General features: G+C 40.2%; 12 protein-coding genes. 7 read left to right on the top strand and 5 right to left on the bottom strand.

The window, feature by feature from the left end; genetic code table 11:
- Positions 1–3 precede the first annotated feature (3 nt).
- Positions 4–1,011, top strand: coding sequence for an L-threonylcarbamoyladenylate synthase (locus B1F84_RS17655; protein ID WP_131692266.1), 1,008 nt, complete (start codon positions 4–6; stop codon positions 1,009–1,011).
- Between the two features lies 1 nt (position 1,012).
- Here B1F84_RS17655 and B1F84_RS17660 read toward each other — a convergent pair whose 3' ends face one another.
- Positions 1,013–3,190, bottom strand: a complete 2,178-nt coding sequence (locus tag B1F84_RS17660) for an EAL domain-containing protein (protein ID WP_008464963.1) — start codon at positions 3,188–3,190, stop codon at positions 1,013–1,015.
- Positions 3,191–3,698: 508 nt separating this feature from the next.
- Here B1F84_RS17660 and B1F84_RS17665 point away from each other — a divergent pair.
- Positions 3,699–4,184: a hypothetical protein gene (locus tag B1F84_RS17665; protein WP_008114385.1), complete on the top strand. Its 486-nt coding sequence runs from the start codon at positions 3,699–3,701 to the stop codon at positions 4,182–4,184.
- A 36-nt stretch (positions 4,185–4,220) separates the two neighbouring features.
- Here the strand turns inward: B1F84_RS17665 and B1F84_RS17670 are convergent, their stop codons facing one another.
- Complete coding sequence (locus B1F84_RS17670; protein WP_008464962.1) at positions 4,221–5,426, bottom strand: anhydro-N-acetylmuramic acid kinase; 1,206 nt, start codon at positions 5,424–5,426, stop codon at positions 4,221–4,223.
- Between the two features lie 152 nt (positions 5,427–5,578).
- Between B1F84_RS17670 and B1F84_RS17675 the strand changes: the two genes are divergently transcribed.
- The 3 genes from B1F84_RS17675 (at position 5,579) to B1F84_RS17685 (ending at position 7,941) form a co-directional block, all read left to right on the top strand.
- A complete protein-coding gene (locus tag B1F84_RS17675) occupies positions 5,579–6,085 on the top strand; it encodes a GNAT family protein (RefSeq protein WP_131692320.1) in 507 nt (168 codons plus the stop codon).
- A gap of 160 nt (positions 6,086–6,245) precedes the next feature.
- Entirely contained in the window at positions 6,246–7,274 is a 1,029-nt protein-coding gene (locus tag B1F84_RS17680) for an NADP-dependent oxidoreductase (protein WP_131692267.1), read from the top strand.
- 49 nt (positions 7,275–7,323) lie between these two features.
- The gene (locus B1F84_RS17685; RefSeq protein WP_131692268.1) at positions 7,324–7,941 is read left to right on the top strand and encodes a glutathione S-transferase; all 618 of its coding nucleotides are present in this window, start codon (positions 7,324–7,326) and stop codon (positions 7,939–7,941) included.
- A 71-nt stretch (positions 7,942–8,012) separates the two neighbouring features.
- Here the strand turns inward: B1F84_RS17685 and B1F84_RS17690 are convergent, their stop codons facing one another.
- Together B1F84_RS17690 and B1F84_RS17695 are read right to left on the bottom strand one after the other, a co-directional pair.
- Positions 8,013–8,321: a YkgJ family cysteine cluster protein gene (locus B1F84_RS17690; protein ID WP_131692269.1), complete on the bottom strand. Its 309-nt coding sequence runs from the start codon at positions 8,319–8,321 to the stop codon at positions 8,013–8,015.
- A gap of 71 nt (positions 8,322–8,392) precedes the next feature.
- The gene (locus B1F84_RS17695; RefSeq protein WP_131692270.1) at positions 8,393–10,321 is read right to left on the bottom strand and encodes a RecQ family ATP-dependent DNA helicase; all 1,929 of its coding nucleotides are present in this window, start codon (positions 10,319–10,321) and stop codon (positions 8,393–8,395) included.
- 231 nt (positions 10,322–10,552) lie between these two features.
- Between B1F84_RS17695 and B1F84_RS17700 the strand changes: the two genes are divergently transcribed.
- Together B1F84_RS17700 and B1F84_RS17705 are read left to right on the top strand one after the other, a co-directional pair.
- Positions 10,553–11,857: an NAD(P)/FAD-dependent oxidoreductase gene (locus B1F84_RS17700; protein ID WP_131692271.1), complete on the top strand. Its 1,305-nt coding sequence runs from the start codon at positions 10,553–10,555 to the stop codon at positions 11,855–11,857.
- 93 nt (positions 11,858–11,950) lie between these two features.
- Entirely contained in the window at positions 11,951–13,450 is a 1,500-nt protein-coding gene (locus B1F84_RS17705; protein ID WP_131692272.1) for a DUF2235 domain-containing protein, read from the top strand.
- A 72-nt stretch (positions 13,451–13,522) separates the two neighbouring features.
- Here the strand turns inward: B1F84_RS17705 and B1F84_RS17710 are convergent, their stop codons facing one another.
- On the bottom strand, positions 13,523–14,815 hold the full coding sequence (locus tag B1F84_RS17710) for a sugar MFS transporter (RefSeq protein ID WP_131692273.1): 1,293 nt from the start codon (positions 14,813–14,815) through the stop codon (positions 13,523–13,525).
- Between the last annotated feature and the right edge of the window lie 22 nt (positions 14,816–14,837).

A 14,837-nucleotide genomic window follows, 5' to 3' on the forward strand; every position in this document is an offset into this window, starting at 1 on the left:
ATTATGACATCAATACAACCGACTCAATTATTAAATACTGAAGAGCGTATTAACCAAGCCGTTGCATTATTAAAAGCTGGCGAATGCGTCGCTTTACCCACAGAAACCGTTTATGGCTTAGCCGCAGATGCGACTAATAGTGATGCTGTAGCGAAAATATTTGCAGCGAAAGGACGTCCAACAAATCACCCGCTCATTGTGCATATTCCCAATCAGTCCCATCTACACAATTGGGCAAAAAATGTAAATAAAGCGGCCATCACGCTTGCTGATGCATTTTGGCCTGGCCCACTCACCCTAATTTTAAATGCTAAAGATAATTTAAACAGCCCGGTAACCGGTGGTTTGCCAACCATTGGACTTCGCGTGCCTGCGCATCCTGAGTTTTTAGCGGTACTAAAGCAATTAAACACCGGTCTTGCAGCTCCCTCGGCTAATCGCTATAAGCAATTGAGCCCAATCAGTGCAGCTCATGTAATACGCGATTTGAATGGTCGAATTAGTGCGGTATTACAAGGAGGTGAATGTAATGTAGGTATTGAATCGACCATTGTAGATGCAAGCTCACAGCAGTTACGCATATTACGCCCAGGGCCAATTTCAGCAGCTGATATTTTGCAAAAAACTGGACTGCATGTCAGCACGCCACATTCACATAACGAAGTGGTACCGGGTAATGTAAAAGCGCATTATCAGCCTCATGCACCAGCCATGTTGGCTAATACTGAAGATTTCGCTAAAATTTTAAGTGAAAACTCTCAGGGTAAAAGTCACTATTTAATCTATTCGACTCAAGTGCAACAGCAATTATTAGCGAGCGACATTCCATCCGAACGTATTACTAAGCTAAGTAGTTGCCCTATTGAATACGCTAAAAATATGTATAAAGCACTGCATCTTATTGATGAGAAAACACCATTGAATATTTATATCGAAAAACCGCCAGTAGGCAGTGAGTGGGCTGCAGTGAATGACCGACTTAGTCGCGCCACCACAGTATTTGTAGGATAAGTTAATTAACCGTTAGGTATTCAATAACCGTTGCTGCTGCCACTGGTTTATAAAAGTAATACCCCTGAAAGCGTTTACAGCCAATATCCACTAACATATCAAACTGTGCCTGTTCTTCCACGCCTTCAGCGATAACACTTAAGTTATGGCTGTTGGCAATGGCGATAATACTTTGCACCATACTGTTAGACTTAGGGTCTATTAAAATATCATCTACAAAGCTTTTATCTATTTTCAGTTCATCTATGGGTAAGCGCCTTAATAAACTCAGTGATGAATAACCTGTACCAAAATCATCCATCGAGAAGCGTATCCCTCTAGATTTTAAGCTATTTATCGTATCAATCACATGCTCAAGGTTATCCATAAACAGTGACTCTGTAATTTCTAAGATTATACTTTGCGGGGCAACATTATGGGTTTCTATGCTTTGCAATAATGTCGGAATAAAAGCACTGCTTTGAAATTGCATCACTGAAATGTTGATTGCTAATTCAAGAGGGGTATCGCTGTGTTGTTGCATCTTTGCAAATTCACTAATAGAACGCGCTAAAACAAAGTCACCTATTTTAAATATTAAATCACTTTGTTCTGCAATAGCAATAAACTCGGCAGGTGAAACCATACCCAATTCACCGTCATGCCAACGAATAAGTGCTTCCATAGCATGGATTTTTCCCTGTTCATTCACTTGGCACTGATAGACCATAGAGAATGATTGTTCACTTAGCGCTACATTTAATCGCTCTTCTACTTTTAAACGGCGCAAATAAGCTTGTTTTATATCTGCATGGTAATGGCACAGCCATTGCCCTGTATCTTTTGCCCATTGATTAGCCAAATGCGCACTGCGGACCAGCTTACTTTTGGTTATGCCATGCTCTGGGTAGTTGGCCACACCGACACTCATATTTAAAGGACGTTCGGTATTTTTGGTTTCATATTGTTCAATAGAAGATGCTAATATTTGTTCAAAAGCGTGCCTATTTTGCTCATCCGATAAATGCGGTGTAATAATGCAAAACTCATTACCACTGTTTCTAAAAACTAGGTATGGAACTGCGAATGTAGCTTGCAACATTGCGGCATAGGCTTTAATTGCCTTATCGCCATACTCCATACCAAAGCGATTATTCATTGAGCGTAAATTGGTAATGTTTATGATTGCTAGACTAAAAGATGTCTCTTTTTTTGCTTCAAAGCTATCACGCAGTGCTTTTCGATTGGGTAACTTTGTTAAATCGTCGTTCCGAGAAAGGTAAAACAGTTCATCAACTCGTTTTTGCTCAGCACGAGCAATAAACCTAAAACCAAAATATAACACCGTACAAATCAGTAAGTAGATTAAAAAGTACCAGCATACCTTCCAATAAAAGACGTTTTTTATTGGCTGCATTGCCCGATTTGAGAGTGTCCATAATTGATAGCGATTATCAAATTTTGCAGATGTTAAATAAGGCTTACCACCTACATGTGTATCAATACTAAACACCTCTTCTGAGGATTTAAATATTTCTTTATCCTTGCCTGTTTGCTTTATCAAAGCATTATCAGATAACCCTAATGCCTGCTTAATTTTGGTTTTTGTATAGCTAGCTATATCTGCATCTTTTACGGAACTGTATTGAATAAAACCATCAATTTCTCTTGCTAGCATTATGTAATCGTCACTATTACTTTGCAAAATATTGAGGTATTTAGCGCCTCTTGATACCGCCATCCCTGCAGTCATTACAGCAATCACAGTGCCACTTTTGTCTCGTAATGACTTCCTTATTGGAATAACCCATTCTTGTAACGATAGATTAAAATAAGTTTGCCCTAACACCATTTTGTCTGAGCTAAGGGTTTGTGAAAAACTTTGGCGGGTTTTTTCATTTTCTTTCAGATTAATCATTGTTGAGGCATTTAAATTTGAGCTGTAGTAAATAATTTCCCCTTGGGGATTAAACAGTCCAAAGCCTAATAACACAGGATTCTCTAGTAAAATATTGTCTAGAAGTTTAATTGTTGATGTTTTTTCGGTTAAGTTATTGTTTGAAAGGATGTCTCTGCCAATTAAATCCAGCATAAGTTCTTTATTTCTAAGGGTGCTTTTAAGTGCTTGCGCAGAAAATTCGACACGGTTTTGGGAGCTTGTGCGGTATTCTTTTTCGATATTTCGCCATTCATAAGCCAACAAAACGCTTAATAGGACTAGACCGCCCAATAGCAAAAAACAAAAGAGTTTCCATAAATTATTTTTTATTAGTGCCATCTAATTTCTCACAACCCGTTTGGTAGTGTGTTATGTATTTGGGCCCTTAAATGCACTTTATGGCTAGCTTGGTTTTTTTTCAAGCTGTTTTATTGCAAAGTTGAGAAAAACACATAAAAAAAAGCCCATTATTTAACATTAAAAATAAAATAAATTAACAATAAAGTTGGTAAGTGTTTTATTTTATTGTTAAGACAAGGCTCGTATACATTTGAACCCGGTAAACTGTATTTACGTTTATCGCAGAGGTTATTGAGCGACTATTATAGTTTATTTATTAAATATAATATTGATTTAAAACAATAGCTTTAGTTATAAACTGCAAGTCAAATTAACCCTTGCATCAAGCGCTTTAGTTTAGTCATAATTTTGCAATAATCATCAGCGATAATAGCTGCATTATTAGTCAACAAAGCTTTATAAGACCCTCATGAGCGAATCTATGGTGCAATTAACCTTTGCACTACCGTCATTTGAAGATCCAATGTCTGCGGCATTAAGCCACAGCATGGAATTTGAAACGCTGTCATTGCATGCTAATAGCCAGCATCAAATTGCTTTGCAATGCGTTTTGCCTGAAGCGGCCCATGAAGGTGATATTATTTCGCTGAGCGCAACTTTACCAAATGCACGAGCAGCTCAGTACTACACAGAAAAAAAGCTCAATCAATTTGATTTAGAACAGGGACGGGTCACGCTTAGGTTGAACCAAATAGCGCATAGTCGTGGTTTTGTAATGCAAATGATTTTGCACGGTAAACACGGCACGTTAAAGAATAGTTTGCAGTTCGATATGCATATTAACCAATTTGGTAGTGGATATACTATACCAGTAACTTCGATTACCCCACCAAAGCCGCACCGCGTTCGTCAGTACCTCGCCAGTATGGGAACAGCTTTAATCTCACTTTTTTAGCTCTTGTTATAAATTTTACCATTAAGCTTTAATTAGTTAATCAGCAAAGCTCACTTTACCCATAGTAATATCTAAAATTCCACCTCTTTTATTTTTAGCACTTTGTCGCTGCCCTGCTAAACATTCGTTTGCCAAAATAGCAAACAGCACCGCCTCTTTGGCATCAGGGTGAACACCCAAATCATCAGTATTCTTAAACGCCTTAATATTTAGGCAGTGTATTAGTAATTGCTCCATCAATAATGGATTATGAATACCTCCACCACTGGCATATACCACACAGTTTTGAACCCCTTTAGCACAGTCATTTAACGCCCTAGCAATCGTAGTCGCAGAAAGCGCATTTAATGTCGCCAACACATCTTCATGGCTTAAATCTTGGGTTGCGGTTTGGGCTTGGGCTGCACGTAATAAGGCTAAATTAAACACCTCAGGTCCTGTTGTTTTTGGCAGTGGTAATTTAAAAAACGCATTATCGCTGAGCGATTTTAGCAGTATTACATTTACCTTGCCTGCTTTGGCAAGCTTTGCGCCCTCATCATAATGCATTCCTTTAAAGTAATACTGTACGTAGGCATCCATAATGGTGTTACCTGGGCCTATGTCGCTACTAAACACGCTACTAGCATCACCGCTTTTAGGTAAAAACGTTAAATTAGCAATGCCACCCATGTTTAATAAAATGCGGTTTTCGTCAGGGCTGGCAAAAAATAAATAATCGCCATACACGGCCAGCGGCGCACCTTCTCCACCAGCGGCAATATGCTTTTGCCTAAAATCGCCAACAGTGGTAATGCCTGTAGTAACGGCTATTTGGTCACTATCACCTATTTGCAAGGTGCCATGTTTAAAGTCATGATGGTTATGCTGCGACTGCGGACAGTGATAAATAGTTTGCCCGTGGCTTGCAATGGCATCAATACTCGCAGGATCAATTCCCCATGCAATTAAACACTGATTAACCATCTCGCCATGGAGTTTGCCCACCCAAGGATGTAATAAAGTCAGCACTTCTAAATCGCATTCGCGCTTAGCAAATACCTGCTTTATTTTAGTTTTATATTCGTCGTTATACTCAACCGTAGTAAAATTTAACACCTCTATTTGTGTATGCAAACCTGCACCGGTTATTTTACATAGCGCTACATCTAAACCATCCAAAGAGGTGCCACTCATTAATCCAATAATTAAACGGCTGGGCTTTTTAGCGCTATTATAAAGGGCTTCGATATGAGGATGCATAGAGACTCTGTCTGGGTGTTTTTTTACATTTTAAAAGAGTTTTAAGCAAAGTTATACCTGTATACACTTTAATTTTAATGAATTGTTTTTCATTGTTTAAGCGTTTAAAGCTTGCTAAGTTATTGGCTGATAATAACAAACTCATTTGTAGCATGATCACTTTACGAGCATTTAAACAACACGATACCTGCCAAATAGTCACCATTTTGAACGATCAACAAGTAGCTCGCTATTTGTCCTCTAAAATTCCATTTCCTTATACTCAAGCAGATGCAAACTGGTGGGTAAACGAAGGAGCAAAATGTGGCATCATTAAAGCTATTGAAGTTGATGGCCTATGTGTTGGTTGTATTGGTGTTATCCCTGGTGAGTTTGAGTATAGCCGCAGTGGCGAAATAGGTTATTGGCTTAGTCAGCAATATTGGGGGCAAGGTATTATTACCCAAGCCATAGAGTTGATTACTAAAGAAGTGTTTGAAAGCACTAACTTAAACCGTATTCATGCGGCTGTATTTGCTGGTAATGTTGGCTCAATGAGCGCGTTGCTTAAAAATGGCTTTAATAACGAAGCTATTTTAAAGAAAGCAATTTATAAAAATGGTCACTACTTTGATAGCAATGTATTTAGTGTGCTAAAACAGAGTAATTGTTCTAATTAAATTCTTTCGACGGTTGAATTAACCACCTCTCGCCCAAAGCTCGTGTATCAAGGTACAAATCTTTTCTACCTATCCGCGCATTATTGTTGAGCAATGTATAGTTTTAAAGCTTAAACATTCGGTATATAGGTCGTTTTATCACTCTATCATGGAGATTTTTATGTCCACAACCAGTCGTCAATTTACTTTAGCATCACGCCCACATGGCGCTCCTACCAATGAAAACTTTGAACTTAAAAACGTAGAGTTACCATCATTAAAAGATGGTGAAGTATTGCTGCGTACTATTTATTTGTCACTAGACCCCTATATGCGTGGCCGCATGAGCGATGCTAAGTCATATGCCGACCCGGTAGAAATTGGTGATGTAATGGTCGGTGCAACGGTTTGCCAAGTAGAATCATCTAAAAACGATACCTTTAGCGAAGGCGAATGGGTATTAGCATATACAGGCTGGCAAACTTACGCTATCTCAAACGGCGAGGGCTTAATGTCATTAGGCAAAGAGCCTAAAAATCCATCTTATGCACTCGGTATTATGGGTATGCCTGGTTTTACTGCCTACATGGGATTGTTAGATATTGGCGCACCTAAAGCAGGTGAAACTGTGGTCGTTGCAGCAGCAACAGGGCCTGTGGGGGCCACGGTTGGTCAAATAGCGAAAATTAAAGGCTGTAAAGTAGTAGGGGTTGCCGGAGGCAGCGAAAAATGTACGCATGCTGTTAAAAATCTTGGCTTTGATGCCTGTATTGACCATAAAGCAGATGACTTTGCCGAACAATTAGAAAAGGCATGTGAGCAAGGCATTGATGTTTATTATGAAAATGTGGGCGGAAAAGTATTTGATGCCGTATTACCTTTGCTGAATACCTCAGCACGCGTACCTGTGTGCGGGTTAGTATCGCAATATAATGCCACCAGCCTGCCTGAAGGCCCAGATAGATTAGGTATGCTAATGGGACAATTGTTAACTAAGCGTATTAAAATGCAGGGCTTTATAATTTTTGATGACTATGGCGATCGTTATGACAAATTTGCACAAGACATGCAAACGTGGCTACAAGACGGAAAAATTCAATACCGCGAACATCTTGTCGATGGGTTCGAAAAAACCATCAGCGCATTTAACGATATGATCAGTGGTAAAAACTTTGGTAAAACCGTAGTAAAAATTAACAGCCCACTATAATAACATTCATGCTGTGTTGTAAATTCAGCACAGCCCAATAAGGAAGATAATGATTAAACTACACCACTTAAATAAATCTCGCTCTAAACGTATTATTTGGTTACTCGAAGAGCTTGAGGTTGATTACGAAATTGTTGCCTACCAGCGCAATACTGAAACTTTTTTAGCCCCTGATGAGCTTAAAAATGTTCATCCGCTGGGTAAATCACCGGTTATCGAAGATGACGGCTTAGTGATTGCCGAGTCTGGCGCTATCACAGATTATTTGATCACTAAATATGGCAAAGGTAAATTTGCACCAACCACAGGTACTGCAGAATTTTTAGACTATCAACAATGGCTTCACTTTGCAGAAAGCTCTGCAATTTTACCATTATTGCTGAAAATGTTTGTGCAAAAAGACGGTGCTAAAACGCAGTTTTTAGAGGGCTATGCCGATGCTGAAACCGCTAAAGTAATTAGCTATTTTAACAACCGCCTTGAAGGTAAGCGCTATTTAGTAGGCGACACCCTAACTGGTGCCGATTTTATGATGTCGTTTATTGTTGAAATAGTTAAAAATGCTGGCCAGCTTGCACACTTTAAAAACCTTGTTAAATATGATGAGCAATTGCAAAGCCACGAGAAGTTTCATACTGCTAACGAGCTTGAAGCTAAATACGATTAACTGGTTAAACACTAATGAAGAAAGGGTCATAAGACCCTTTCGTTTATGGTTAACCTTTACAAAATCGCATTTTAAATACCCGCCAACTCTCGCTCAGTAATACACTCACCCGATGCCATTTCGAATTCTCGACACGTTAATGGGCGATTTTCGTAAATAGTACACATTAACGTGTTTCTATCGAGAGCTTGGCACCAGCCATCGTCGCCACGTTTCATGACTTCACCGCCCCATTTGTCGTAATCAATATACTGAAAAGGGACACCGGTATCGGTAATAATACGCACCTCTAATTGGCAACAACACGCTTGGCAATTAGTGCATGTGATGGGTTCGTTAGTCGGGGTTATATTTCTTACAGGGATAACGTTGTGCGGCATAATGGCTTACAGTTTAGAATAAGCCACCAGAATACAGGAACTAATAGCAATTGCATTAAAATTAATATAATTTATCGTGCCAGTAATATCGCTTTAATTTCGCTGTAGCGCTGTTGCTCACACAGTGCAAAACCACTTAGTTGGCGTACCTTATTACGCGCAAATAGCGGCACACTCATTCCCGCTAAAAACCGACATTGGGTTTCAATGCCTACATTGTGCACGCCTTTCGTTGCCATATGCGCCAAAAACTCATCCACTTTTTGATAAATAAGCGCTGTATCAATCTTTGCAGGGGTGATTGAGTATTCAAGCTTGACCGCATGTCCACGGCACACACTACAATGCCCACATTGCTGTGGCGCATTCGCATCATCAAAGTAACGGGCCAGGTTATAGCTTAAGCAAGATTGCAGCTCAAAAAAACGCACCAAAGCAGCAATCCGTTTTATTTCAGCTTGCTCTTTATCGGTAAAATAATCGTGTAACTGCTGGGCAAGCTCAGGGTTATTAATCACCTCGCTATGCACTTTGTACACTTGAGTAATACGTTTGGTTTCAAGGGTGATATGGTTTTTTTCCGCTAGGTAATCAAGTGCGGCTACCACACGTTTACGGTCAACTTGCTCGGCTTGGGTCAAGCTATCAAAGTTGAGTGTACCCCATATTTTTTTAAAGTCGGTATGGCTAAATATTTGTGTTAAAAAGGCTTGGCGCTGCTGATCAAACTGGCTAAGTAACTCATTTTTATCAACTAAAAATTTATACTTAAAATCAGCGTAATACGCATACTGCGGGGTTATTGCGCCTTGCATTTCCAATTGTACCAGCAAGGTTTTAAGGGCAAGCTGGCGAATATTACTCTCGCTTGAAAGGCTATATTCTTGCATTTCCCATTGCTGTTGAGCTTGGCGAATATCGTTAATAACATATTCAATACCGCTGAGCTCTGGGGTATCGCCGTAAATAAAGTTTTCTACTGTATTTAAGCCATCTAAATTAGCCAGGGTATAACAATTTGATGGGTTGCCGTCACGCCCTGCACGACCAATTTCTTGGCTGTAGTTTTCAATTGATTTAGGTAAATCGTAGTGAATCACAAAGCGTATGTCTGATTTATCAACCCCCATGCCAAAGGCAATAGTGGCGACCACCACATTTATTTTACCCGCCATAAAATCATCTTGAATTTGCCCGCGTAAGGTATCTTCAAGCCCTGCATGATACGCCACCGCCTGCAGACCCTGTGCGCTTAACATATTGGCCACTTGCTCAGCACTTTGCTGCAGCGTGACATACACAATACCGGGGCCGGTTTGCGCACGGACAATTTTAGTAAGCTCAGTGTTTTTATCGGCAGTTTTAACACTCAGCACACTTAAATCTAAATTAGCGCGATAAAACCCCGTTTGCACAATACATTGTGGCTCAATAGCAAAGCGTTCTGCCATATCGCGTTTTACTTTTTTAGTGGCTGTGGCGGTTAATAGTAACACTAACGGAATATTTAGCTCTTCACGGTAACGCGGTAGTTTTAAATAGTCGGGTCTAAAATTATGACCCCACTCAGATATACAATGCGCTTCGTCTACCACCAACATAGAAAGCGCTACTTGGCTAATAAACTCTCTAAAGCGTTCGTTTTTAAAGCGCTCAACCGATACCATTAACACTTTAACTTTACCACTGCGCACATCGTTTATTACGGTACTGCTTTGCATTTGATCTTGGCTTGAATCGAGGCTTGCAGCATAGATGCCTTTACTGTTTAAAAAGCTTATTTGATCTTTCATAAGCGCTAATAATGGCGATACCACTAAAGTTAAATGCGGTAAATGTAACGCGGTGAGTTGATAGCACAAGGATTTACCCGACCCTGTAGGAAATATCGCCAGTGATGATTGACCATTTAGCAGTTGCTCTATGGTTTGTTGTTGCCCTGCTCTAAACTGATTAAAACCAAAATGTTGCTCAAGAGACTGAACTAGCGAGGTACTCATAAAAGCGTCCTTTTTATGTCGGTGCCCATAAATGCTGTAAATGCGCATTAGATGAAATATTTGCATATAAGTATACAGCAAATGACGTGATTTTTTGCTGACATGCGTGTTATTTAGGCGCACAATATTACCTAAGTGATGCATTGCCAAAATAATTTTTTTGATACCCAAGTCATTTTAAAAATCAACGTACAGAAATTGCTTCGGTATATTATTTTTAAGGGCATAGTCATGGACAAAACCATACCAAAAATCGTCATCATAGGCGGTGGCGCTGGTGGGCTGGAGCTAGCAACTCAATTAGGGCACAAATTAGGAAAGAAGCAACACGCAAATATATTACTTATTGATAAAAACCGCACTCATATTTGGAAACCGTTATTACATGAGGTTGCAACCGGCTCTATTGATGCAGATTTAGATGGCGTTGTATACTCAGCCCATGCAGCCAAGCACCACTACAACTTCCAGCTTGGCACCTTTTGTAACCTCGATAACAATAATAAAACCATCACCTTAAGTTCCCTAAATGATGAATTAGGGCATCAAATTTTACCAAAACGAACTGTTCACTATGACCACCTTGTTATTGCTATAGGCAGTGTCAGTAATGACTTTAATACCCCTGGCATTAAAGAGCATTGCTTTTACCTCGATTCAAACCAACAAGCCGAACGCTTTCAACACGCCTTACTAGATAACTTTACTCGCCTTCATCAAGACGACGACCCATTGCATTCATTAAACATTGCTATTGTTGGCGGTGGGGCAACAGGTGTTGAGCTCTCGGCTGAGCTGTATCATGTTTCTGACTTACTCAAAATATACGGTTTAACCAATATGTCGGCTAAGCGCTTACACATACACTTGATTGAAGCGGGCCCCCGCATTTTACCTGCGCTATCTGAGCGAATTGCCAGCTCAGCCAAACGTGAGTTATTAAGATTAGGGGTTATCGTACGAGAAAACACCCAAGTTAAACAAGCAACCGAGCATGGCTTTATCACAAACGGTGACGAGCAAATAAATGCGGATATTATGGTGTGGGCAGCAGGGGTAAAAGCCCCTGACTTCATTAAAGAGCTAGACATATTTGAGCTAACACGTAGCAATCAAATAAAAGTGAATGATTACTTACAAAGTAACCTAGACCCTCAAATATATGTGCTTGGTGATTGCTGCGCGTTTACCCAAGATGATGGGACGCAAGTGCCCCCACGCGCACAATCGGCGCATCAAATGGCGCAGTGCGTTGAAAAAAACCTGATTGCTACACTGCGTGAGCAACCCCTTAAGAAGTTTGAATATAACGACCATGGCTCACTGGTAAATTTATCGCGCTACAGCACGGTGGGCAGCTTAATGGGTAACCTAACCAGTAGTAGTTTTTTTATTGAAGGTAAAATTGCTCGCTTTATGTATATTTCATTATACAGAATGCATCAGCGCGCTATTCACGGCAGTGCCAAAACCTTTGCTTTATGGATCAGCGAAAAGGTGCTGCGTGTTGTGCGTCCTAAAATGAAGCTGCACTAGCCAAGATTAAAGACAGTGGTAATTTAAGTTATCACTGTCTTTAATCTTTAATATTAGCTATATAAAGTACATAAAAATTTTAAGGAACAGGCTATGTCGGGTAAAACGCTTATTTTTAATTTTGATGGTACCGGCAGTGAACCCCGCGACGCAGACCAATTTAGTACTGAGCACTTTAAAGAAGACGCCAGTATTTCTAATATTTTAAAACTACATTTATTGCTCGGCGGTAAACTTGATGATTCACCCACCACCCCATTTTCCAAGCAATTAAGCTTTTATTACCAAGGCATAGGCACCAAGGGCAGTCGTTTAAAGCGAATTTTAAATCAAGCACTTGCCCCACGCTCTGACGACGTAGCCAGCATTTTAACTCAAGCTATTAATGATTTTAAACAACACTACCAAAGCGGCGATACTCTACTACTTACTGGTTTTAGTAGAGGCGCGGCGTTAGCACGGCGCTTTGCTAAATGTCTAGAACCATTAATAAATGAGCGAGTGTATTTGTGTGTGTTTGATACCGTCGCCTCAATTGGCTTGTCAAAGGTAAGTAAGGCTACCCGTGGTGCTGAACATGTTATTTTTGAAAACCATACCATTGCCAATAATGTCACTGAGGCATTGCACTGTGTTGCGCTTGATGAAAAACGTCGCGCCTTTGAGCCCACATTAATGAACCAACAAGCCAACATTACCGAGCTGTGGTTTGCAGGAGCTCATTCCGATGTGGGAGGTGGCTACTATCGCGATGGGCTTGCTGATATTTGTTTGCGTTATGCACTTGAATGGCTTATTGCTCAACCGCTATCGGTCTCGTTATTAACCAGTCATGACATAGACTACGAAAGTCTTTTACCTGAGAGTAACTTGGTTGCCCAAGACGATGTGACGGTTATTCCCGATCCACTGGCGCTGAGTCATCAGCAACATTACTTTTGGTTAAACCCATTTTTTAAACTTGTTGATAGGCAGTGCTGTGTATTAATTGAGGATGAAATAAGCCACATCGCTCCATTAATACATCACAGTGTTGCGCAGCGAATTAATAAATTAACTAGCTATCGCCCTGAATCGTTAAAAAACTTACATTATAAAATGATTTACAGTGACGACAGCACACTGAACTTTATGGGACTCAGTAGCCATATAATGCTCGCCAACCAAAATATGAGCTTACTGAGTGTTAATCAAAGCCAAGATGTGATGGTGTACGCCAGCGAAACTTATAACGCCACCGGCTTAATGCTTTCCCAAGGTGCGACCTATCGCTTTACACCTTATCCTAATCAATATTGGTATGACGATGGTGTAAAGTGCTCTCCTTCTGGTTGGCATCGCGATAACGTGCAACTCGGTGTAAAAGAGATCCCTATGGCATTACTTGAGCCATTTAGGCGTTTAGCTATGGCGCAGTGGTTTAGTTTAATAGGTACAATTGGTCAAAGCGATGAACATGCATTTGAAATTGCCGAAGGCGTTGAAGTAACCATTAAAAAATCGGGAGAATTTTGCCCATTTGCTAATGATTTAAATCGTTTTTATGGGGCGAATGCTGGCAGGATAAAACTCAAAATAACGCGATTAAGTTGACATGTAATAGTTAATAATCAGTGCACTTTATACTGCAAAGTGCACTGAGCTAGGGATAGCTGGTGGATGTTATTACTTTTTCATTTTATGGCCTTTCACGGCATAAAATAATATAAATAAGTAACAGGGTAACAATACAGAATAGCCAGTTTGTAGCGAGGTAAAGCCGCTCAGTAAGCCCCATAACACCGGACCAAATGCACCGCCTGCAATACCCATTACTAACAGTGCTGAGCCTGTACTGGTTAGTTTACCTAACCCTGATAACGCTAGTGGGAAAACCGCTGGCCAAACAATGGCGTTTGCTAAGCCTAAAAAGGCAATTAGTAGTAAAGCGTCTGGTAAATTTGCGCCACCTAAAGGCACCAGTATGGCGTTGGCAATAACAAACGATTGCGCATCAATAAACAAAATACACAGGGTGATCACAATACCCAATACTGCCGATGCTGTTAAGGCCGCTTGCTGAGAGATAAATTTAGGGATAAGCATAATACCTAAAATATAACCAAACACCATAAACATCATAGTGTATGAGGTCATTACCCCATAGTTTTCAACACCCAGCGATAGTGCAAAAGTACCTATGGTATCGCCAGCAATAACCTCTACGGCAACATATAAAAAGATAGCAATAGCACCTAACACTAAGTTTGGATGAGAGAGTGTTTCACGAATTTCACTTTTATCGTTTATTGCTTCAACTTCATCATTGATAAGTTCTGGCAGCGGTGATTTTTTAACTGCAAAAGCTAATACACCAATGAATAGCGCCATGCCTAAGTAAGGTAAAATAAGGCCATTTGCCATATCATCAACTTGCTGTTGGCTTAGCTCTGTGCCTACCGTACCGGTAAAGTTACTTAAAATTAAGGCGGTAAATACCATCGGCGAGATAACTCCTGCGCCTTTATTTAAAATACCCATAATACTAATACGTACAGCCGCTGATTCTTCTGGCCCTAAGCGCACCACATACGGGTTAACCGCGGTTTGTAATAAGGTTTGCCCTGCGCCCATTACTAACTGGGCTAATAAAAATAAAGGAAAAAACTGTGACATAGCAGCAGGAATAAACATTAAGCCTGCTAACATCATACAGCCCATACCCAATGCCATACCGTTTTTATAGCCAACCTTCTTGATCAATACTGCCGAGGGCAGCGCAGTAAATGTAACCGCAATATAAAAGGAAAATAAAATTAACGACCCTTGAAATGGAGTTAACTGTAAAATTTGACTTAAGTACGGCATTAACGAGCCATTAAGCCAAGTAGCAAAGCCCAGTATAAAAAATAATACCGCAACAATGGCCATTGGGACCACGCTACTATTTTTGGACGTATCCATAACATTGGTTGTCATGTTATTTTCCTTTATTTATATT

It is taken from the genome of Pseudoalteromonas sp. DL-6 (assembly GCF_004328665.1).
In the GTDB taxonomy this organism is placed as follows: Bacteria; Pseudomonadota; Gammaproteobacteria; order Enterobacterales; family Alteromonadaceae; genus Pseudoalteromonas.

What these genes read in the sequence shown, in the direction of transcription:
- B1F84_RS17665 (WP_008114385.1), top strand. Translation starts at nt 3,699, where the DNA reads ATGAGCGAATCTATGGTGCAATTAACCTTTGCACTACCGTCATTTGAA.
- B1F84_RS17690 (WP_131692269.1), bottom strand. Translation starts at nt 8,321, where the DNA reads ATGCCGCACAACGTTATCCCTGTAAGAAATATAACCCCGACTAACGAA.
- B1F84_RS17685 (WP_131692268.1), top strand. Translation starts at nt 7,324, where the DNA reads ATGATTAAACTACACCACTTAAATAAATCTCGCTCTAAACGTATTATT.
- B1F84_RS17700 (WP_131692271.1), top strand. Translation starts at nt 10,553, where the DNA reads ATGGACAAAACCATACCAAAAATCGTCATCATAGGCGGTGGCGCTGGT.
- B1F84_RS17680 (WP_131692267.1), top strand. Translation starts at nt 6,246, where the DNA reads ATGTCCACAACCAGTCGTCAATTTACTTTAGCATCACGCCCACATGGC.
- B1F84_RS17675 (WP_131692320.1), top strand. Translation starts at nt 5,579, where the DNA reads ATGATCACTTTACGAGCATTTAAACAACACGATACCTGCCAAATAGTC.
- B1F84_RS17655 (WP_131692266.1), top strand. Translation starts at nt 4, where the DNA reads ATGACATCAATACAACCGACTCAATTATTAAATACTGAAGAGCGTATT.
- B1F84_RS17695 (WP_131692270.1), bottom strand. Translation starts at nt 10,321, where the DNA reads ATGAGTACCTCGCTAGTTCAGTCTCTTGAGCAACATTTTGGTTTTAAT.
- B1F84_RS17670 (WP_008464962.1), bottom strand. Translation starts at nt 5,426, where the DNA reads ATGCATCCTCATATCGAAGCCCTTTATAATAGCGCTAAAAAGCCCAGC.
- B1F84_RS17705 (WP_131692272.1), top strand. Translation starts at nt 11,951, where the DNA reads ATGTCGGGTAAAACGCTTATTTTTAATTTTGATGGTACCGGCAGTGAA.
- B1F84_RS17710 (WP_131692273.1), bottom strand. Translation starts at nt 14,815, where the DNA reads ATGACAACCAATGTTATGGATACGTCCAAAAATAGTAGCGTGGTCCCA.